Annotated in this window: 14 protein-coding genes and 1 pseudogene; 8 read left to right on the forward strand and 7 right to left on the reverse strand. The window is 67.2% G+C overall.

All coding sequences use genetic code 11. From position 1 onward, the window contains the following. Nucleotides 1–52: 52 nt before the first annotated feature. The 3 genes from PJ259_RS10525 to fadB form a co-directional block, all read right to left on the reverse strand. Nucleotides 53–304 carry a DUF1653 domain-containing protein gene (locus PJ259_RS10525; RefSeq protein WP_059315863.1) on the reverse strand — a complete coding sequence of 84 codons (252 nt, stop codon included), beginning with the start codon at nt 302–304 and terminating at the stop codon, nt 53–55. 69 nt (nt 305–373) lie between these two features. Further along, a complete protein-coding gene (gene fadA / locus PJ259_RS10530) occupies nt 374–1,552 on the reverse strand; it encodes an acetyl-CoA C-acyltransferase FadA (protein ID WP_059315864.1) in 1,179 nt (392 codons plus the stop codon). Nucleotides 1,553–1,567: 15 nt separating this feature from the next. Further along, nucleotides 1,568–3,715 (reverse strand): fatty acid oxidation complex subunit alpha FadB, encoded by a 2,148-nt coding sequence (gene fadB / locus PJ259_RS10535; protein WP_059315865.1) that lies wholly within the window; start codon nt 3,713–3,715, stop codon nt 1,568–1,570. A 411-nt stretch (nt 3,716–4,126) separates the two neighbouring features. Here fadB and PJ259_RS10540 point away from each other — a divergent pair, with 411 nt between their 5' ends. After that, nucleotides 4,127–4,567 carry a universal stress protein gene (locus PJ259_RS10540; RefSeq protein ID WP_059315866.1) on the forward strand — a complete coding sequence of 147 codons (441 nt, stop codon included), beginning with the start codon at nt 4,127–4,129 and terminating at the stop codon, nt 4,565–4,567. A 207-nt stretch (nt 4,568–4,774) separates the two neighbouring features. On the opposite strand, the gene PJ259_RS10545 is transcribed toward PJ259_RS10540, so the two are convergent. Continuing rightward, nucleotides 4,775–6,691, reverse strand: a complete 1,917-nt coding sequence (locus tag PJ259_RS10545; protein ID WP_271655705.1) for an ATP-binding cassette domain-containing protein — start codon at nt 6,689–6,691, stop codon at nt 4,775–4,777. Nucleotides 6,692–6,911: 220 nt separating this feature from the next. On the opposite strand from PJ259_RS10545, the gene PJ259_RS10550 reads away from it, so the two are divergent. The 5 genes and pseudogenes from PJ259_RS10550 to phnE all read left to right on the forward strand — a co-directional run bounded on the left by PJ259_RS10550 (nt 6,912) and on the right by phnE (nt 12,281). After that, nucleotides 6,912–8,840, forward strand: coding sequence for a transglycosylase SLT domain-containing protein (locus PJ259_RS10550; RefSeq protein ID WP_271655706.1), 1,929 nt, complete (start codon nt 6,912–6,914; stop codon nt 8,838–8,840). A 197-nt stretch (nt 8,841–9,037) separates the two neighbouring features. Continuing rightward, nucleotides 9,038–9,886 carry a putative selenate ABC transporter substrate-binding protein gene (locus PJ259_RS10555; protein ID WP_059315869.1) on the forward strand — a complete coding sequence of 283 codons (849 nt, stop codon included), beginning with the start codon at nt 9,038–9,040 and terminating at the stop codon, nt 9,884–9,886. Beyond that, complete coding sequence (locus PJ259_RS10560; RefSeq protein ID WP_271655707.1) at nt 9,883–10,692, forward strand: phosphonate ABC transporter ATP-binding protein; 810 nt, start codon at nt 9,883–9,885, stop codon at nt 10,690–10,692. The genes PJ259_RS10555 and PJ259_RS10560 overlap by 4 nt, the downstream gene beginning before the upstream one ends. Next, nucleotides 10,686–11,498, forward strand: a pseudogene (locus PJ259_RS10565) (PhnE/PtxC family ABC transporter permease); the annotation flags it as partial. The gene PJ259_RS10560 and the pseudogene PJ259_RS10565, both read left to right, overlap by 7 nt. Before the next feature lie 51 nt (nt 11,499–11,549). Beyond that, a complete protein-coding gene (gene phnE / locus PJ259_RS10570) occupies nt 11,550–12,281 on the forward strand; it encodes a phosphonate ABC transporter, permease protein PhnE (RefSeq protein WP_237140621.1) in 732 nt (243 codons plus the stop codon). An 8-nt stretch (nt 12,282–12,289) separates the two neighbouring features. On the opposite strand, the gene selA is transcribed toward phnE, so the two are convergent. Next, a complete protein-coding gene (gene selA, locus PJ259_RS10575; protein ID WP_271655708.1) occupies nt 12,290–13,699 on the reverse strand; it encodes an L-seryl-tRNA(Sec) selenium transferase in 1,410 nt (469 codons plus the stop codon). Between the two features lie 201 nt (nt 13,700–13,900). Here selA and PJ259_RS10580 point away from each other — a divergent pair, with 201 nt between their 5' ends. Both PJ259_RS10580 and PJ259_RS10585 read left to right on the forward strand, forming a co-directional pair. Next, nucleotides 13,901–15,079: a hypothetical protein gene (locus PJ259_RS10580; protein ID WP_271655709.1), complete on the forward strand. Its 1,179-nt coding sequence runs from the start codon at nt 13,901–13,903 to the stop codon at nt 15,077–15,079. Between the two features lie 117 nt (nt 15,080–15,196). Then, the gene (locus tag PJ259_RS10585; RefSeq protein ID WP_271655710.1) at nt 15,197–15,721 is read left to right on the forward strand and encodes an ankyrin repeat domain-containing protein; all 525 of its coding nucleotides are present in this window, start codon (nt 15,197–15,199) and stop codon (nt 15,719–15,721) included. Here PJ259_RS10585 and PJ259_RS10590 read toward each other — a convergent pair whose 3' ends face one another. Together PJ259_RS10590 and PJ259_RS10595 are read right to left on the reverse strand one after the other, a co-directional pair. Next, nucleotides 15,722–16,645: an SdiA-regulated domain-containing protein gene (locus tag PJ259_RS10590; protein ID WP_442964880.1), complete on the reverse strand. Its 924-nt coding sequence runs from the start codon at nt 16,643–16,645 to the stop codon at nt 15,722–15,724. A gap of 67 nt (nt 16,646–16,712) precedes the next feature. Next, nucleotides 16,713–20,708 (reverse strand): Pls/PosA family non-ribosomal peptide synthetase, encoded by a 3,996-nt coding sequence (locus PJ259_RS10595; RefSeq protein ID WP_271655712.1) that lies wholly within the window; start codon nt 20,706–20,708, stop codon nt 16,713–16,715. Nucleotides 20,709–20,791: the final 83 nt, after the last annotated feature.

The raw sequence follows: 20,791 nt of genomic DNA on the forward strand, positions 1-20,791 counted from the left end.
GGGGCGGTCGGCCAACGCGGCACCGCTATATATAGTGGCGATGTCGGCAAGGTCAAGGCTGGGGCGTGGTATCCAGACCCAGGGGATCGGCTTCGACGCTGATCAGCGCGAAGCGCGGCACCTGCTCGCCATCCACCTGGACGCTCTCCCGAAACATGCTCAAGGGCCGCGCCCAGAGACCGTATTCGCCGTACAGCGCCTGATAGATGACCAGCTCTTCCTCGGTCTCCGAATGCCGGGCCACGCCCAGTACTCGATATTGCTGACCCTTGTAGTGCCGGTAGAGTCCCGTCTGCAATGCCATGTTCCACCTCGAAAAAAGAAAACCGGGACAGCCCTGGGGGCGCCCCGGTCGGATGACGCACGCCGCGGATCAGCGCAGGCGTTCGAACACCGTGGTGATGCCCTGGCCGAGACCCACACACATGGTGGCCAGGCCGAAGGTGCCGTCATTCTGTTTCATGACATTTAACAGCGTGCCTGAAATTCTGGCGCCAGAGCAACCGAAGGGGTGACCCAGGGCGATGGCGCCCCCGTGCAGATTGACCTTTTCCTCCATCTTGTCGAGCACCTTGAGGTCCTTGAGCACCGGCAGGGCCTGGGCCGCAAAGGCTTCGTTGAGCTCGATGAAATCGATGTCGGCGATGGTCAGGCCAGCGCGCTTGAGGGCCTTCTGCGAAGCCGGGACCGGACCGTAGCCCATGATCGCCGGATCCACGCCGGCCACGGCCATGGAGCGGATCTTGGCCAGCGGCTGCAGGCCCAGGTCCTGGGCGCGCTGGGCGGACATGACCAGCATGCAGGAGGCGCCGTCGGTGATCTGCGAGGAGGTGCCGGCGGTCACGGTACCGCCCTTGGGGTTGAACGCCGGCTTCAAAGCAGCCAGGCCTTCGAGGGTGGTTTCCGGACGGATGGTCTCGTCATGGCTGAAGACCTTGAGGAAGCCGTTCTCGTCGTGACCTTCCAGGGGAATGATCTCGTCCTTGAACTTGCCTTCCTGGGTCGCCTTCCACGCCAGCTGATGAGAGCGGTAGCCGAACTGGTCCTGGGCTTCGCGGGTGATGCCGTGCATCTTGCCCAGCATCTCGGCGGTCAGGCCCATCATGCCGGAGGCCTTGGCGGCGTGCAGCGACAGCTGGGGGTTCGGATCGACGCCGTGCATCATGCCGACATGGCCCATGTGCTCCACGCCGCCGACGACGAAGACGTCGCCGTTGCCGGTCTGGATCGCCTGGGCGGCGGTGTGCAGGGCGCTCATGGAGGAGCCGCACAGCCGGCTCACCGTCTGGGCACCGCTGGTATGGGGGATGCGGGTCAGCAGCGAGGCCATGCGGGCGATGTTCCAGCCCTGCTCCAGGGTCTGGTTGACGCACCCCCAGATCACGTCTTCCACCTCGGCCGGGTTGACCTGGGGATTGCGGTCAAGGACTGCGTCGATCAGCCGCGCCGACAGGGTCTCGGCGCGGGTGTTGCGGTGCATGCCGCCCTTGGAACGGCCCATGGGCGTGCGGGCGAAGTCGACGATGACGACGTCTCTCGGATTCAGACTCATTTCTTTACTCCAGGCTCAACCGAAGAAGCGTTGGCCAGCGGCGGCCATTTCGCGGAGTTTGGGGGTCGGGTGGTACAGCGGCCCGAGGTCGGCGTACTTGTCGGCCATGGCGACGAATTCGGCCACGCCCAGGCTATCGATGTAGCGCAGCGCACCGCCACGGAAGGGTGGGAAGCCAATGCCGTAGATCAGGCCCATGTCGGCCTCGGCGGCGCTGTCGACGATGCCGTCTTCCAGGCAGCGCACGGCTTCCAGGCACAGCGGTACCATCATCCGCTCGACGATTTCCTCGTCGGTGAATTCACGCTGTTCGTAGGTGACCGGTGCCAGCACCTCGGCCACGGCCGGATCGGCGACCTTCTTCGGCTTGCCCTTCTTGTCGGTCTCGTAGACATAGAAGCCCTTGCCGTTCTTCTGGCCGAAGCGCTGGGCTTCGTAGAGGGCGTCCACCGCGGTCTTGCGACTTTCCTTCATGCGCTCGGGGAAGCCCTCGGCCATGACGTCGCGGGCGTGGTGGGCGGTGTCCATGCCGACCACGTCCATCAGGTAGGCCGGACCCATGGGCCAGCCGAATTTTTCCATCAACTTGTCGACGCGCTGGAAATCGGCACCCTGGGCCAGCAGCGCGGCGAAGCCGCCGAAGTACGGGAAGAGGATGCGGTTGACCAGGAAGCCGGGGCAGTCGTTGACCACGATGGGGTTCTTACCCATCTGGCGGGCGTAGGCCACGGTGGTGGCGATGGCCCTTTCGCTGGTCTTCTCGCCGCGGATCACCTCCACCAGGGGCATCATGTGCACGGGGTTGAAAAAGTGCATCCCGCAGAAGTTTTCCGGACGCTTGAGCGCCTGGGCCAGGAGGCTGATGGAAATGGTGGAGGTGTTGGAGGTGAGGATGGCGTCCTCGCGTACCTGGCCTTCCACTTCGGCCAGCACGGCCTGCTTGACCTTGGGATTCTCGACCACCGCCTCGACCACCAGGTCGACGCTCTTGAAGTCGCCATAGGACAGGGTCGGCCGGATGCGATTGAGCGCCTCGGCCATCTTCACCGGCTCCAGGCGGCCCTTCTCGACACGCTTGTTGAGCAGCTTGCTGGCTTCGCTCAGGCCCAGCTCCAGGGCCTCATCGCGAATGTCCTTCATCAGGATCGGCGTGCCCTTGAGCGCGGACTGGTAGGCGATGCCACCGCCCATGATGCCGGCGCCCAGGACGCTGGTCAGCTTGACCGGAGCGGCCTGCTTTTCCAGCACCTTGGCCTTGCGCTTGAGCGCCTGGTCATTGAGGAACAGCCCGACCAGGCTGGCGGAGACCGAAGTCTGGGCCATCTTGGCGAAGCCGGCGCCTTCGACCTCCAGGGCCTTGTCGCGACCGTAGTTGGCGGACTTCTGGATCGCCTTGATGGCTTCCAGCGGCGCCGGATAGTGCGGCCCGGCCTGGCTGGCGACGAAACCCTTGGCCGACTCGAAGGCCATCATGGCTTCGATGGCATTGAGCTGCAGCTTCTCCAGCTTCGGCTTGCGCTTGGCGCGGTAGTCCAGCTCACCGGCGGCGGCGCGGCGGACCAGGTCCAGCGCCGCGTCGAACAGGTGCTCGGGCGCGACCACGGCATCGGCCACACCGACCTTGAGCGCGGTGGCGGCGTCGTTTTCCTTGCCGGAGGCGATCCACTCGATGGCGTTGTCGCTGCCGATCAGGCGCGGCAGGCGGACGGTGCCGCCCCAGCCCGGATAGATGCCCAGCTTGACTTCGGGCAGGCCGATGCGCGCGGCGGTGCTCAGCACCCGGTAGTCGGCGGCCAGGGTCATCTCGCAGCCGCCACCCAGGGCGATACCGCCCACGGCGGCCACGGTAGGTACCGGCAGGTCCTCGAAGTCGTTGAAGATGCGATTGATCTCGGCGATGCCGGCCTGCAGCTCTTCGGTCGGCCGGCCGAACATCTCGACGAATTCGGTGATGTCGGCGCCGACGATGAAGACGTCCTTGCCGCTGGTGACGATGACGCCGCGCAGTCCGGCATGGGCTTTCAGGGCGTCCACGGCCTGGCGGAATTCACGCAGGGTGATGGCGCTGAACTTGTTGACCGATTCGCCTTGGAGGTCGAAGCGAAGTTCGGCGATGCCGTCCTCCACGTCGCGCACCGAAAGGGCTTTGCCTTCGAAAATCATCAGCGGGTCTCCCTTGAGTCCTGGTCGCAAGGCGGGCGACAGCTTCGGATGGAAGCCGAAAGTCGCCAGCCCCGATATTGTTCTGTGGAGGGCACCGGCCGGGCCGGGGCGAAAATTCATACAACCGTTTGAACGGCTCGCACAACCTTCTGGCAAAAGCGCGCTCTTGTCAATTGGGACACAAGGGAAAGCGGCGGGTATTCGAACGACGGGTGCTTGAGCTTGCCGCGCTTCTGTGCAAGATAGCCGTGGAGCTATCCCCGACTCCTGGAGTCGAAACTACAAGTGGGCGAGCGTCTGCCTGAGCAGTTGTCGAGCGGAAGCCGATTCTGTTCAGCCAGAACCTGAAGCCCGCGAATCGAGCGCCAGCCATGGTATGGCCTGGCGCCCCATCATGAAGGAGAGATGTGTATGGCCTACCAACACATATTGGTTGCTGTCGACCTGACCGATGATTGCCAGCCGGTAATCCGTCGCGCCGTGGCCCTGGGTCAGTGCTGTGGCAGCAAGGTGTCCCTGGTGCACGTGGTCGAGCCCATGGCCATGGCCTTTGGCGGTGATGTGCCCATGGATCTGTCGTCGCTGCAGCAGCAGCAGATCGAGCAAGCCCGCGAGCGGCTGGATGGTTTCACTACCCAGTATGCCGAGCTGGCGGGCAACTGTGTGCTGGCCTACGGGCAACCGCGTCAGGAGATTCACCGCATGGCCAAGGAGCAGGGCTGCGACCTGATCGTGGTCGGCAGCCATGGTCGTCATGGTCTGGCCCTGCTGCTGGGCTCAACGTCCAACGACCTGCTGCACGGCGCGCCCTGCGATACCCTCGCGGTGGCCCTGAACAAAGACAAGGCCTAAAAGCCTGCTCAAAGTCTGCTGCGCGTCGGCCAAACTGCGTTGAAAATGGCCTGGGTCGCCAGCCCGGTCGGAATGCTCATTTACCACTCGTAAACTCGAGCGCGAGCCCGGTCCGCTTCTTCAGCCATTTTCGTGGGGCCGCCTAGGCCTTGTTTGTCTCTAGCTCGCGAGACTTTGAACGGACTCCAAGCCCGTGGCCGGGTTGGATCACTCCAACTCGGCCCAGCGCTCGATGAGGCGATCCAGTTCCGCTTGCAACGCCTCCATGCGGGCAAGCTTGCCGCGGCTGACCTCGGCAGGTAGCTGATAGAAACCCGGATCGGCGATGGCCGTCTGCAAGGCCTCCAGCTCGATCTCCGCGGTCTCGATGGCACCTGGCAGAGCGTCCAGCTCGCGCTGCTCCTTGTAACTGAGCTTGCGCTTGGCTGGCGCGGCTGTAGCAGCCACGGGAGTGGCGACCGGCGCAGGTTCACTCTTGCTAGCCGGTTGTGCCGACTTGCCGTCTTCACGGGTCTGCACACCCAGCAGACGTGGCGAGCCGCCCTGGCGCAGCCAGTCGTGATAGCCGCCGACGTATTCCTGTACCCGCCCTGCCCCTTCGAACACCAGGGTGCTGGTCACCACGTTATCGAGGAAGGCCCGGTCGTGGCTGACCATCAGCACGGTGCCCTCGAAACTCAGCAACACCTCTTCGAGCAGCTCCAGGGTCTCGACGTCGAGATCATTGGTCGGTTCGTCCAGCACCAGCAGGTTGGCGGGCTTGCTGAACAGCTTGGCCAGCAACAGCCGAGCCCGCTCACCACCGGACAGCGCCTTGACCGGCGTACGGGCACGCTGCGGACTGAACAGGAAGTCCCCCAGGTAGCTCAGTACGTGGCGATCCTGGCCATTGATGGTGATGAACTCGCGACCCTCGGCGAGGTTGTCGATCACCGTCTTTTCCGGCTCCAGTTGCAGGCGCAGCTGGTCGAAGTAGGCGATCTCCAGCTTGGTGCCGTACTGGATCTTGCCGGCGGTGGGCTGCAGGTCACCCAGCAGCAGCTTGAGCAGGGTGGTCTTGCCCGAGCCGTTGGGGCCGAGCAGACCGATACGATCGCCACGCTGGATCATCAGGGTCAGGTCGCGGATCAATGGCTCGCCGCCAGGATGGGCATAGCTCATATGCTCGGCGAGGATGACCTGCTTGCCTGACTTGTCGGCCGTTTCCAGCAGGAGATTGGCCTTGCCCTGGCGTTCGCGTCTCTCGCTACGCTCGTTGCGCATGGCCTTGAGGGCTCGGACGCGGCCTTCGTTGCGGGTACGTCGGGCCTTGATGCCCTGGCGGATCCAGACCTCTTCCTGGGCCAGGCGCTTGTCGAACAGGGCATTGGCGGTCTCTTCCGCAGCCAGCTGCTGCTCCTTGTGCACCAGGAAGCTGGCGTAGTCGCCCTGCCAGTCGATCAGGTTGCCACGATCCAGTTCGAGGATGCGGGTGGCCAGGGCCTGGAGGAAGGCACGGTCGTGGGTGATGAACAGCACGGCGCCGGGATAGCCGCGCAGGGCGTCTTCCAGCCAGGCGATAGCGCCGATGTCCAGGTGGTTGGTGGGTTCGTCGAGCAGCAGCAGATCGGGCTCGGCCACCAGGGCCTGGGCCAGCAGCACGCGCCGCCGCCAGCCACCGGAGAGTTCGGCGAGGGTCTTTTCCGCCGGCAGCTGCAGCCGGCTCAGGGTGCTTTCCACCAGTTGCTGCAGGCGCCAGCCATCACGGGCCTCCAGCTCCTGCTGGACGTGCATGAGGCGCTCCATGTCCAGTTCACCGCTGGTGTCCTGGGTGAGGTGGTGATACTCGGCGAGCAACTCGCCGACGCCCGCGAGGCCAGCGGCCACCACGTCGAACACCGAGCGGTCGTCGGCGCGTGGCAATTCCTGCGGCAGTTCGCCGATCTTCAGCGCCGGGGCGCGCCAGACCTCGCCATCGTCGGCCTGCTGCTCACCCTTGACGATGCGCAGCAGGCTGGATTTGCCGGTGCCGTTGCGGCCGATGATGCATACCCGCTCGCCCCGTTCGATCTGCCAGGACACCCCGTCCAGCAAGGGGGTGACGCCAAAGGCCAGGGATACGTTGGTGAACTTGAGCAGCGCCATGGGTTTCTCCGCGAAAAAGGCCAACCAGTCTAGCAGAGACGCCTACCCCGGCGCCGGTCGACGCGAGCCGGCGAAACGTCCGGACCGCCCGACGGCAGGCCATGGCCAACGCTTTCGCCGCCTGGCGCCGGCACGTAAGCTAGACTGCCCCGTGACGGTCGGCCGCCTGCCCTGCGTAGCGCGCGCCACCCCCTCCGCATCCAGCTTTTACGGAATTCCCATGCGCGGTCGCCTGTTCGTCATCCTGCCCCTGCTCCTCGCTCCCCTGATCGGCTCCACCACCTCGCAAGCCGCTCCCCTGGAGCAGCAGCGGCAACTCTACGACCAGGCCAAGGCGGCGCTGGACCGGGGCGACGCCAGTGTCTACCTGGCCAATCGCGGCGAATTGCGCACCTATCCGCTGGAGCCTTACCTGGCTTACGACGAGCTGATCAAGCGCGTTCCTGGCGCCAGCGACGCCGAGATCGAGACCTTTCTCGCCGAGCACGGCGATCTGCCGCAATCCAACTGGCTGCGGCTGCGCTGGCTGCGCAGCCTGGCCGATCGCGGCGACTGGAATCGCTTCGAGAAATACTATTCGCCCGACTACAACTTCACCGAGCTGGACTGCCTGCACGGCCAGTACCTGATCGCCCAGGGCAATGCCAGCGAGGGCTTCAAGCTGGCGGAAAAGTACTGGCTGGTGGGCAAGGCTCAACCGACCAGCTGCGATGGCCTGTTCCAGGCCTGGGCGGCGCGCGGCCAGCTCACCGAGGAGCGGGTCTGGGAACGCGCCAAACTGGCCGCCGACAAAGGCGAGTACGGCCTGGTGCGCACCCTCTCCGCCCAGTTGCCGACCCTGTCCGGCCAGGCCCAGCGGCTGATCGACGTGGCCCAGAAGCCCCAGCAGATCGCCAATGTCCAGGCCTTCGCCCCGGCCAGCGAAAGCCTCGCCGACGTGGTCGGCCTGGGACTGCGCAAACTGGCCCGCCAGGACCCGGAACAGGCCATGGGCCTGCTCGAGGTCTACAGCCAGCGCATGCCCTTCACCCGCGACGAGAAGGTGGCCATCGCCCGCCAGATCGGCCTGACCCTGGCCAAGAACTTCGATCCGCGCGCCCTGCCGCTGATGGAGCGCTACGATCCCGAGCTGCGTGACGACGACGTCAGCGAATGGCGCGCCCGACTGCTCCTGCGCCTGGGCCGCTGGAGCGATGCCCATGCCCTGATCGAGCGCTTCCCACCGAGCCTGGCCAAGGCCAATCGCTGGGAATACTGGCGCGCCCGCACCCTGGAGCTGATGCAGCCGCAGAGTCCGCAGGTGCTGCGCGAATACGCCGAGGTCAGCCGTGAGCGTGACTACTACGGCTTCCTCGCCGCCGACCGCAGCAAGGCGCCCTATCAGCTTAACAACAAGCCACTGATGCTCAGCGACGCGCTCAAGCGCAAGGTGCGCAACACGCCTGGCGTGCAGCGTGCCCTTGAGTTCATCGCCCGCGGCGAGCCGATCAATGCCCGCCGCGAGTGGTTCTATGTCAGCCGGCACTTCAACCGTGACGAACTGGTCGCCCAGGCCCGCATGGCCTACGACATGCAGTGGTACTTCCCGGCAATCCGCACCATCAGCCTCGCCAAGTACTGGGACGACCTGGACATCCGCTTCCCCATCGCCTATCGGGAAAGCTTCGTGCGCGAGGCCCAGACCCGCGGCCTGCACAGCAGCTGGGTGTTCGCCATCACCCGCCAGGAGAGCGGCTTCATGGCCGATGCGCGCTCCGGCGTGGGCGCCATAGGATTGATGCAGTTGATGCCGGCCACCGCCAGCCATACCGCCAGCAAGTTCGCCATTCCCCTGGCCTCGCCGCAGCAGGCGCTGACCCCGGAAAAGAACATCCAGCTGGGCACCGCCTATCTGTCCATGGTCCATGCCCAGTTCAACGGCAACCGCGTGCTGGCCTCGGCCGCCTACAACGCCGGGCCGGGCCGGGTGAAGCGCTGGCTGAGCGGCGCCCGCCACCTGGCCTTCGATGTCTGGGTGGAGACCATTCCCTTCGACGAGACGCGGCAATATGTGCAGAACGTGCTGGCCTATGCGGTGATCTACGGGCAGAAGCTCAATTCGCCGCAACCCCTGGTGGACTGGAACGAGCGCTTCTTCGACGAGACCTGAGCGCCCGCCGGCTAGTCCGGCCATCAACATAGCGGACTCGAACGCCTGGCGAGTCCGCTGCACAACCGCTCTCCAGAGCGCTTCTGCCGTCCCGCCATGGCTTCCGGCACCGTTCAGGGGTAGGCGACGGCTGCGCAAACGAGCGCCACCCCCTATACTGCAGCCCCTTTTTTTCCGCTATTGAACCGGAGAAACCCATGCTCAAGCGTTCGCTGGCCCTGGCAGCAGGCCTGGCCCTGTCCCTGACGTCCCTGCTCTCCCACGCCGCCGACGAATTGCGCGTCTCGGCCATTCCCGACGAGGCACCCACCGAGCTGATCCGCAAGTTCAAGCCGCTGGGTGAATACCTGCAGCAGCGTCTGGGCATGCCGGTCAAGTTCGTGCCGGTATCCGACTATGCCGGCGTGGTGGAAGCCATGGCGTCGGATCGGCTGGACATGGCTTGGTTCGGTGGCTTCACCTTCGTCCAGGCGCAGCGCAAGGCGCCGATGAATCCCCTGGTGCAACGCGAAGAAGATCAGCAGTTCACCAGCAAATTCATCACCGCCGACCCGGCCGTGAAGAGCCTGCAGGACCTCAAGGGCAAGACCTTCGCCTTTGGTTCGGTCTCCTCCACCTCGGGCAGCCTGATGCCACGCTACTTCATGCAAAAGGACGGCATCGTCCCTGAGCAGTTCTTCTCGCGGGTAGCCTATTCCGGCGCCCATGATGCCACCGTTGCCTGGGTTGCCGCGGGCAAGGCCGATGCCGGGGTGCTCAACGCCTCGGTGTGGAAGAAGCTGGTCGACGCCGGCAAGGTCGACACCAGCAAGGTGCGGGTGATCGCCACCACCCCGACCTACTACGACTACAACTGGACGGTGCGGGGCAATCTGGATCCGCAACTGGCGGCGAAGATCAAGCAGGCCTTCCTCGACCTGGACCCGGCCAAGCCGGCGGACAAGGCAATCCTCGACCTGCAGGCGGCCAGCCGCTTCGTGCCGACTTCGCCGGACAACTACAAGAGCATCGAGGCTTCCGCCCTGGCAGCCGGCCTGCTCAAGTGAGTCTCGCCCTCAGGGGCGTGACGCTGGTACACGCCGACGGCTCGCCTGCCCTGGCCGATCTCGACCTGCACCTGGAACAGGGTGAACAGGTCGCCCTGATCGGCCCGTCCGGTGCCGGCAAGACCAGCCTGCTGCGGCTGCTGGCCACCGGTCTGCGGCCGGTGGCGGGTCAGCTGGAGCTACTCGGGGAAGATCCCTGGACGCTGGGCAACCGCGCACGGCGCCAGCTGCGCGCCCGCATCGGCCTCATTCACCAGGCCCCGCCGCTGCCCGCACGCCAGAGAGTCATCACCGCGGTGCTGGCCGGACGTCTCGGCCAGTGGTCGCTGGCGCGCAGCCTGATCAGCCTGGTGCATCCCCTGGATCGCGACGGCGCCGCCGCCGCCCTGGCGCCGCTGGACCTGGCCGACCGTCTCTACGCCTCCTGCGATCAGCTGTCCGGTGGCCAGTTGCAGCGCATCGGTATCGCCCGGGCGCTCTACCAGCGGCCGCAGCTGCTGCTTGCCGACGAACCCGTGTCGGCCATGGACCCGGTGTTGGCCGGTCACACCCTGGAGGTACTGCGCGACACCGCCGGGCGCCAGGGCACCACCCTGGTCACCAGCCTGCACAATGTGGAGCTGGCGCTGCAGCGCTTTCCGCGCATCCTCGGCCTGCGCGCCGGCAGGCTGCTGTGGGACAAGCCCGCCAGCGCGGTGAGCGAGGCCGATCTCGCGGCGCTCTATGCCAATGACGGCCTGAGCACCACCCTATCGCCCGCCGCGCCGACTCCGGCCGAGACGCCGCTCGATCTGCCACGATGCTGAATCCGCCTCGTCGGGACCCCGCTGCCCGGCCCCGCCTGTTGCTTACCCTGCTGGCCCTGGTGCTGGCCTGGCCGACGCTGCGCCTGGCGGAATTCGATCTCTTCGGACTCTTCACCGGCGACAACGCCCGCACCATGGGCAACTTTCTCGCCGGCTTCTGGCCACCGGCCCATGACGCCGACTTTCTCGCCGTGCTGGGGCGCGCCACCCTGGAAACCCTGGCCATCGCCACCCTGGGCATGGCCCTGGCGGCACTGATCGCCCTGCCCGCCGCCCTGCTGGCCACCCGCGCGCTGTCGATCTCCGCCTTGCCCCGCGCCGGTCGCCCCGGTCGGTTGCCGCGCCTGCTCCGCGGGCTGGTCCGCGGGGTACTGATCGTCCTGCGCAGCGTGCCGGAGATCGTCTGGGCGCTGCTATTCGTCCGCGCCGTTGGCCTAGGCCCCACGGCGGGGGTGCTGGCCATCGCCATCACCTACGGCGGCATGCTGGGCAAGGTCTATGCGGAGATCTTCGAATCGGTCGATCCACGCCCGGCGCGGGCCCTGCTGCTGCAGGGCGCCGGTCGCCTGCAGGCCTTTGTCTATGGCGTGCTGCCCAATGCTGCCGGCGAGATGATTTCCTACAGTGTCTACCGCTGGGAGTGCGCCATCCGCGCCTCGGTGGTGATGGGCTTCGTCGGCGCTGGCGGCCTCGGCCAGCAGGTGGACCTGTCGCTGCGCATGTTTGCCGGTGGCGAGGTGGCCAGCCTGCTGCTGACCTTCCTGGTACTGGTGCTGCTGGCCGATGTGCTGAGCCGGCTGCTGCGCCAGGTGGAACGCGGCCGGGCCGGCGGCCGCGGGCTGTTGACGGTGGTGGCGATGGGCACCGCCCTGCTGGCTTCCATCAGCTACCTGGGCACGGCCTTCGGCGAATTGCTGAGCGCCCGCGCCCTGGGTCAGATGGGTAGCTTCCTGGCCGATTTCCTCAAGCCGGATTTCTCCGTCGTCCAGCTGTCGGCCGTGGTCCGGGGCGCTGTGGAAACCCTCGCGATGTCGGCCCTGGGTACCCTGCTCGCCGGACTGCTGGGGCTGCTGCTGGCCTTGCCGGCGGCCGGCCGCTTCGGCTTGGCCGCCCTGGCGCTGGCGCGACTGCTGCTCAACGCTCTGCGTGCCGTTCCTGAACTGGTCTGGGCGGCACTGATGGTGCTGGCCGCCGGACTCGGCCCCAACGCCGGCACCCTGGCTCTGGCCCTGCACACCGCCGGGGTACTTGGCCGATTGTTCGCCGAAGCCCTGGAAAACACCCCCAAGGCACCGGCCGAGGCCATCCGCCTGGCCGGCGGCGGCGCGCTGACGGCCTTTCTCTACGGCACCCTGCCGGCGGTCTGGCCGCAGTTGCTGGCCTATCTGCTCTATCGCTGGGAAAACAACATCCGCATGGCCAGCATCCTTGGCTTCGTCGGCGCTGGCGGCCTGGGGCAGCAGCTGTACTTCAGCCTGAGCCTGTTCCAGCAGGCCCAGGCCGCCACCGTGATCCTCGGCATGCTGGTGCTGGTGCTGGGCGTGGATCTGCTGAGCAACTGGGCAAGGCAGCGCTGGGTGGTGCGCTGAGCCAAGCCCTAGCGGATTTCCGGTAGCAGCAACGCTGGCAACTGGGCCAGGAAGGCGGCCTCGTCGTCGAGCTGGCGCAGGTCCAGCCAGAGGGCATCGGCGTCGATGCGTCCCACCACCGGGATGGACAGTTGACGCAAGGCTTCTTCCAGCTGCCGCAGGGCGCGGCCGCGCAAGCGCTTGCTGACCTGAGGGCGGCAGCACAGCGCCGCGCCGGGTAGCCGTGCCACTGGCTGGGCGCCGCTGCCGATCATGCCCAATGCCGGTTCCACGCTTACCGCATAGGTCGCGCCCAGGACGGCGGCGAAGGCTGGCAGCAGGCGCTCGGCCTGGGCGGTGATGTCAGCCGCCGGGCGAGATAGCAGACGCAGGCTGGGCAGCCGCTCGGCCAAGCGATCCGGATCGCGATAGAGCGCCAGGGTCGCTTCCAGGGCGGCCAGGGTCAGCTTGTCTACCCGCAGGGCGCGCTTGAGCGGATTCTTCTTGATGCGTTCGATGAGGTCGCGCCGGCCGACGATGAGGCCGCACTGGGGTCCGCCAAGCAGCTTGTCGCCACTGAAGGTCACCAGGTCCGCGCCATCGCGCAGGGCCTGCTGCACCGTGGGTTCGGCGGGCAGGCCCCAGCGGGTCAGGTCCACCAGGGTGCCGCTACCCAGGTCTTCCAGCAGCGGAACCTCATGGGCGCGGGCGATGGCGGCCAGCTCGGGGGTGGCGACGCTGGCGGTGAACCCCTGGACGCTGTAGTTGCTGGTGTGCACGCGCATCAGCAGTGCGGTACGCGGCCCGATGGCCGCCTCGTAGTCGCGCGCATGGGTGCGATTGGTGGTGCCCACTTCCACCAGCTTGACCCCGGCGCGGGCCATGATGTCGGGAATGCGGAAGGCGCCACCGATCTCGATCAGCTCGCCACGGGACAGCACCCCTTCCTTGCGTGCGCCTATGGCATGCAGGGCCAGCAGGACCGCCGCGGCGTTATTGTTGACCACGGTCACCGCCTCGGCGCCGGTCAGTTCGCGTACCAGGTCGGCCACCAGGTCGTCGCGATCGCCGCGCTTGCCGGTGGCCAGGTCGAATTCCAGATTCATCGGCTGACGCGCGGCCTCGGTCACCGCGGCGATGGCCTCTTCCGCCAGCAGGGCCCGCCCCAGGTTGGTGTGCAACACCGTGCCGGTGAGGTTGAACACCCGCCGCACCCGCGGCTGACTGCTCAGCGCCAGGCGCTCGCCCAGGCGTCCGGCCAGGACGCCCTCCTCCACCTCCACGGCGGCCAGGGTGCCCGCTCTCAAGGCCTCGCGCAGATCGTCCAGCAGGGACCGGTAGCCGCCAAGCACCTGCTCGCGACCGTGCCGCTCCTCCAGCGGACGCGAAGCAGGATGGCGCAGCAGGCGGTCGATGGATGGCAGGCGGATGGCGGTCATGAAAGCCTCTTGGGTCGAGTCGACCCCCAGTGTAGCCCGAACCCACGACGGGTCGACCAGGGTACTGGCAGACCCAAGGAGCTGCCGCAGGCGCCGCCAGCCATGACCGCAGGCGGCTGGGCCCAGACCTCGGCCGTCTGGAAATGACCCCCGGGTTCCCGGTTTGCCGCGTGCCAGAGCCCGTCCTAGGATGGAAATCGAGTGCTTGCCCGACCGTCCGCCCACGACGCCGACGGCAGCGCCCTGGCCACCACGTCCACCGCCTTCGACAACAACAAAGGTGCCGTCATGTCCAAGAAAACCTCCCTCTGGGCCAGCGATGGCCTGTTCGACCACAGCGACATCGTCAGCCTCGGCAACTTCACCTATGTGCACACGCTGAAGAGTGCCGAGGTCGCGCCGCCGCAGCAGACCGCCTCGTCCAGCACCCCCACCGTCAGCGAATTTCTCAACGGCGCCATCAGCGAGTACGTGCTGGGTGGCACGCCCGACGGCATGCGGCCCTTCCTGGTCGATGGCCATCAGCTGACGCTGCACAACTCGCTCAACGGCGCGACGGCCCACACCTGGATCACCGCCGAGAACCAGGTACTCATCACCTATGCCGGCACCACCCGCGGCGAGAACCTGCTGATCGATCCCCTCTCCACCGCCGGTGGCCTTCTGAGCGATCTGCAGATCCTCGGCCAGCAGGTGTCCAGCGCCCAGCACCAGTCGCTGGACTTCGCCCACCAGGTGATCGAGGCGGCGGCCAAACAGGGCTATGGCACCCAGGACATCTTCGTCACCGGTCACTCCCTGGGTGGCATCTCGGCGGAATACGTTGCCCAGCAGACCGGTCTGGGCGGCATCAGCTTCGAGGCCTCGGGGATTCCGCGTGACCTGCACGCGGTGGGCCAGGGAGGCAACTTCGTCAACGTGGTCACCCTCGGTGATCCAGTGGCCAACTACAGTTCCGACATCCGTGGCGAGCAACCCTTCGCACCCAGCTTCGTCAGCCAGGCCGAGGGCGGTGGCAGCCTGCCGCACTATGGCTCGCTGTTCCTGATCGGCGCTCAGGCGGATCAGCAGGACCTGGCCGAGGCGGCGGCCAAGGTGGGCCACCTGTTCAGCGGCGACAACGGCGGCCAGGTCACGCCGGTGGATGCCGCCCTGCATCCGGTCAGCGTCACTGCCGGACTGGCCGAGGCAGTACGGCTGATCGCCGAATTCCACCTGCCGGCCGCCGAGTACACCAACCTGGGCGTGACACCTACCGGCGGCTTTCTCGATACCCTGCCGGCCCATATAGGCACCGCCCACGGCCCGGTGCTGATGGTCGGCAACTACAGCGTGGCGGAGCTGCAGGCCTTTGCCGAGACCCACGCGACCTTCGGCTGAGAGCCCTCGCGGTGGCTTCTTTCGCCGCCGCGAGAGAACTCCCCCTTACCGTTCGGGTCTGCCCTCCTATCGCCCGGGACCCTCGGGGTCCCGCCCGCCGTAGCCCAGGAGAGAACCATGACCGAAGACGGTCCCCAGCGCATGACCGATGAAGAAGCCCAGGAATTCGCCACCGAGGTGTTCAACCTCGCCCGCACCGGCAATGCCGAGGTGCTGGCTCTGGTGCTGGAAAAGGGGCTGACGCCCAACCTGCGCAACCACAAGGGCGACAGCCTGCTGATGCTGGCCAGCTACCACGGCCACCTGGAGGCCAGTCGCGTGCTGCTGGAACACCAGGCCGACCCGAATCTGGCCAACGACATGGGCCAGTCACCACTGGCCGGCGCCGCCTTCAAGAACAACCTGCCCATGGCCGAACTGCTGCTGGACCAGGGCGCCGCCGTGGAAGGCGCCATGCCCGATGGCAAGACCGCGCTAATGATGGCGGCGATGTTCAATCACGTGCAGATGGTGGAGCTGCTCATCGCCCGCGGCGCCGATCCCAAGGCGCGCGACGCCGCCGGCAACACAGCGCTGAGCGTGGCCCGCGCCATGGGCGCCCAGGATACCCCCGCCGTGCTGGAGCGCCTTGGCGGCGTCTGATCAGCGCTTCTGGTAGCGATAGAACAGGTTAGGCTCGCTGACCACATAGAGGTTGCCGGCCCCATCCAGGGTGACCCCTTCCGGCTGGCGGATGCGCCGTGACAGGCCGCCGAAGGGTGCCACCAGGGAGCGGGTGTCCAGGGTTCGCCCCTGGTCGTCGAGTTCGATCAGCATCCGCGATTCGTCGCTGAGCAACAGCAGGTGACCGGTACGGCGATCGACATGGACCGCGGACAGATCGCCGGTGCTCGGCGCCTGGTCCAGCCAGGCCTGGCGGTCGATGATGCGCAGGGCGAACTCGCCGTCGAAGCTCTTGAGCAGGCCGCGGATTTCATAGAGCCTGCGCGGTGAGTGCTCCTTGACCACGAACAACCGATCGCGGACGGCGTCGTAGTCCAGGCCTTCGAAACCCTGGTTGGCGCGGGGGAAGAGATCCAGGGTCAGACTGCGGTAGTCGCTACGGCGCAGGACGTCATCTCCCTCGGGAATATCTACCAGGGTCAGGGCATTGGCGCCCTCTTCCGCCAGCAGCAGGCGATCGTTGCCCAGATAGGTTACGCCCTCTACATCGTCGAAGCCTTCCAGGCGATGCCGCTGCAGCAGGTCGCCGTCGCGACTCAGGGCCAGGAGCTCCGGCGGATTGTTGACCACTGCCCAGAGTCGATCGCGCACCGGGTCGTAGCTGAGATCGGAGAGATTCTCGGTGACGCCGGCCACCGGCTTGGCTTCCACCGCGACGCGATAACGCCCTAGCTCCAGGGAAGTCCGGGGTTCGCTCTGCCACTGTTGGCCGAGCCAGAACAGCAGCTGGCTATCCAGGTGGCTGCTGCGCAGGCCCTGGGTGAGCCCCAGCGCCAGCAGCAGGGCCAGGCCCAGCCGCCAACCGTTCCGCCCCACCCTGATCCGTCGTACCCACGCCGTCATCGCCTTGCCCCGTCATCGTTGTACGGGGCGGAGTATCCAGGGCTGTCTTTATGGTTGTATGACAGTCCTAACGACGGGGCTGAACGGGGTTACCTTCCCAACGCGAGTGATTTGGCAGGGTTTCGCCCTTCATCACCAGCGACAGGGGCCCCAGTTCCACGTTGTCGCCGACCCGGGCGCCATAGAGCACAACGCTGCGCGGCCCCAGGTTGATGCCGGCACCCAGCTCCACCTCGCCGACCTTCATCACCCGGTCTTCGAACAGGTGGGTCTGGGGACCGGCCAGGGCGTTGAGTTCGCCGTGATCGCCCAGTCGCACGCAGTCGAACTCGGTGAGGTCGGTGGTATCCAGGTAGGTGCCCCGGCCCAGTCGGGCGCCGAGCAGGCGCAGTGCCAGGGGCAGCCAGGGCGTACCGCGCAGGGTGCCGAGCAGATTGGGCACGGCCAGGGTCTCGTAGAGGCTGGTGATGGCTTCGCTGCGCCAGACGAAAAAGGTCCACATGGGCGCCGAGCGCGGGCGATAACGACCGATCACCAGCCACTTGAGGCCCAGCACCACCAGGAAACTGGCCAGGGCGAAAGCGCTGCCGGCCAGCAGGGTCTCGCCAAGCAGTTGCAGCCAGGCTCCGGCCTGCCACAGCGGTACCAGGGCTTCGGCGATGGCGCAGCCGGCGGCGACGGTGAAGCCGGTAGGCAGCACGATGCGGAGGGCCTCGATCAGACCACGCGCCACCCGGCGCCAGGGTGCCGGGCGGAACGTCAGGCTTTCCGGGTAGCCGGTGAGGGTTTCCCGCGCCGGCAACCGCACCGCCGGCGAGCCTAGCCAGGTTTCGCCCTGGCGCAGGGGCACGCCTTCGTCGAGCCGACCGAGGACACCGATCAGGACGTCCTCGGGGATATGGCAGCCGTCGGCGACATAGGCGCCGTTGCCGACGAAACTGCGGCGGGCGATGGAGGTGCGCCTGAGGGTCATCCAGCCTTGGGCCACCTGTTCGTCGCCGAGCATCACGGCATCGGCGATAAAGGTCTCGGCGCCCAGTTCCAGCAACGAGGAGACCGGGCCCTGGGCGGTGGATATCTCCGCATCACGGCCGACCCGGGCACCCAGCAGGCGATACCAGAGGGCCGAGTACACCGTGGCATAGAGGCCCTGCAGGCTTTGCAGCGCCGACTCCTGGATCAGGTTGACCAGCCACTTGCGCCAGTAGAAGAGGCTGTCGACCGACCACTGGCCTTCGTCCAGGCGCGGCAGGATCAACCGGCGCGCCAGGGCGCAGCCGAGCAGGGTCAGGGCGACGCTGACCACGCCCAGTGGCAGCGCCAGCACCCCATACTGCAGGGCGTCGAGCAGCAGCGAAGAGGTGTGCCACCAGGGCAGTCCACCGAAACTTTCCAGTTCGTCGATCAGCAGCGCCAGAGGGAACAGCGGCATGAAGAACAGCACCGAGACCACCAGGCCGCTGAGGGCATAGAGCCCTTTGAGCAAGGTACGTTGAATGCGGGACACCGGGGTCGGCGGCAGGACGCGGGCACCGGCGGCACCCTGGTCGTGGGCCGGCGCGCCGCCCCAGTTGCGTCCGGCCGGGACGCGCTGACCGCTGCGCAGGGCGGACTGGGCCTGCAGGCGAGCGCCGTCACCAAGGGCGGTATCACCTTCGAGGATGGCATAGGAGCCGACCTGGGCCTCCTGGCCGAGGGTCACGGGGCCAAGCAGCAACTCGCCGCGCAGCACCCGGGCGTTCTCGAAGTTGACGCCGTTGCCCAGGCTGGCGCCCTGCCCCAGGGTCAGCAGCTCGGGGACGCGCAAGGTCAGGGTGCCGACGAAGGCCTCGGCGCCGACCTGGGCGCCCAGCAGCCGGAGCCAGCCACGGGCCAATGGCGAGCCGCTGAGCAGGTAGGCCGGCGCCAGGGCGAGAAAGCGTTCGCCCAGCCACCAGCGGTAGTAGGTCAGGCCCCACAGCGGATAACGACCGGGCTGCAGGCGCCCGGTCAGGCGCTTGCCTACCAGGGCCACGGCGAACTCCAGGCCGATGGCCAGGACGAACAGACTCAGGGCGGTCAGCATGGCCAGGGGCAGCGTGGTGCCGGAATGGATCAGCAGCGGGAAGGCCAGGAAAGGTGCCAACCAGCGTCCCAGGCGCAGGGTCAGGAGTGGCGGCAGAGCCGCCGCCTGGGCCAGGCCGCAACGCCAGCGGCGCCAGCGGCTGGGTGGGGCCCAGGCCTCGGTGGCCGTGGCCTGGCCAGCCTCGGCGGCATCCGCCTCCAGGGCGTCGGCAATGGCGCCCAGGGTGCGACCGGAATAGACCGCCTTGACCGTGGCGCTGGCATAGCGCGAGTCCTGACGCAGGCGCGAAACCAGGCGGGCGGCAAACAGCGAGTGACCGCCCAAGTCATCGAAGAAATCCATCTCGGCGTGCAGCGCCTGGCCGGGAAACAGTTCGGCGGTGGCCGCGAGAACGGCGCCCAGGGCGCCGCTGGCCGGAGCGACCGGCGCCACCACGGCAATGGCCAGCGGCCGGGTGCGCAACTGCTTGCGGTCGATCTTGCCGGAATTCAGTCGCGGCATCTCGCCGAGCCACTCGAAACGGCTGGGCACCATGTACAGCGGCAGGCAGCCGGCCAGCTCGGTCCGCAACAGGTCGCTGCGCGGCACCGGGCCGCCATCACCGACCAGGAAGGCCACCAGTTGCTCGACGCCGGCCTCTTCGCGCAGCACCACTGCCACGGTCCCGACGCCGGGCTGCCTCGCCAGGGTGGCTTCGATCTCGCCCAGCTCGACCCGATAGCCGCGGATCTTCACCTGGTCGTCGACCCGCCCCAGGCAATGCACCTGGCCGTGTTCGTCGACCCGCGCCAGGTCGCCGGTGCGATAGAGCTTGAGGTCGTGGCTGCCGGTGCTCCAGGGATTGGGCAGGAATTTCTCGGCGGTCAGTTCGGGACGCCCCAGATAGCCATCGGCGACACCCGGACCGGTGATGCAGAGTTCGCCCACCTGGTCGCGCGGCAGCAAGGCCAGCGGCTGGCTGGCATCGGCCGGCACCACCAGCAGGCTGTAGTTGGGCAGCGGGCGGCCGATGGTCACGGGTTCGCCCGCGTGCAGCTGCGCCAGACTGGCCGAGACGGTGCCCTCACTCGGACCATAGGTATTGAATAGTTGCCGCTGCGGCCGACTCCAGCGCGCCACCAGGGGCTCGGGGCACATCTCGCCGCCGAGGTTGATCAGCCGCAGGCTAGGGACGTCTTCCGGCAACAGCGCCAGCAGGGTCGGCACCACGTGCAACACGCTGATGCGATTGGCGGTCAGGGCGCGGGCCAGGGCCTCGGGGTCGGCGGTGATCTCCCGCGGCGCCAGCCAGAGGGTGGCGCCCACCAGGTAGCTGATCCAGATCTCCTCGAAGGACATGTCGAAGGCTACCGAGAAGCCCTGGTAGACCCGGTCGCCGGCCTCGATGCCGAGCAGCGAATTCTCACTGCGCAAGAAGTGGCAGATGCTGTCCTGGCGGATGCCGATGCCCTTGGGTTTGCCAGTGGAGCCGGAGGTATAGATCAGGTAGGCCAGGTTGTCCGGGGAGACCTGGCCACGCCGGCGCAGGGTCTCGCCCTGGGCCAGGGCGACGCTCAGCTCGTCGGGGGTCCAGCAGCCAAGCCCGGGACGCGCCAGCAGATCGGCAAAGGGCGCTCCAGTGATGACACCGACCGCCTGGGCGTCCTCCAGGCAGAGGGCCACGCGGTCGGCCGGGGTATCGGCATCGCAGGGCAGCCAGGCGGCGCCGGTCTTGGCGATGGCCAGTTGCATCACCAGCAACTCGATGCCGCGCGGCAGCCAGAGGCCGACCACGCGGCCAGGCCCGGCGCCAGCCGCCAGCAGCCGCGAGGCGGCGCGATCGGCCCAGGCGTCCAGCTCGCCGTAGCTCAGGCTGCGCTCGCCTTCGAGCAGGGCGGGCCGCTCCGGCGCCCGCGTCGCGGTGGCCTCGAACAGATCGGCGAGGACTTCATCGCGGCACAGGTCGGGGCGGATGGGGCCTTCGACCAGACTGAGGGAGAGTTCGGCAAGCGCTTCCATGGGGACAGCCTCTGGGTGTTTAGCGCAGTCTGTATTCCCTCGGTTATGCGCTCCTTAAGGGGCGCTTAGGGTTTGCTTAAGGC

Origin of the sequence: Pseudomonas sp. JBR1, from assembly GCF_028198185.1 — a bacterium.
In the GTDB taxonomy this organism is placed as follows: domain Bacteria; phylum Pseudomonadota; class Gammaproteobacteria; order Pseudomonadales; family Pseudomonadaceae; genus Chryseomonas; species Chryseomonas oryzihabitans_E.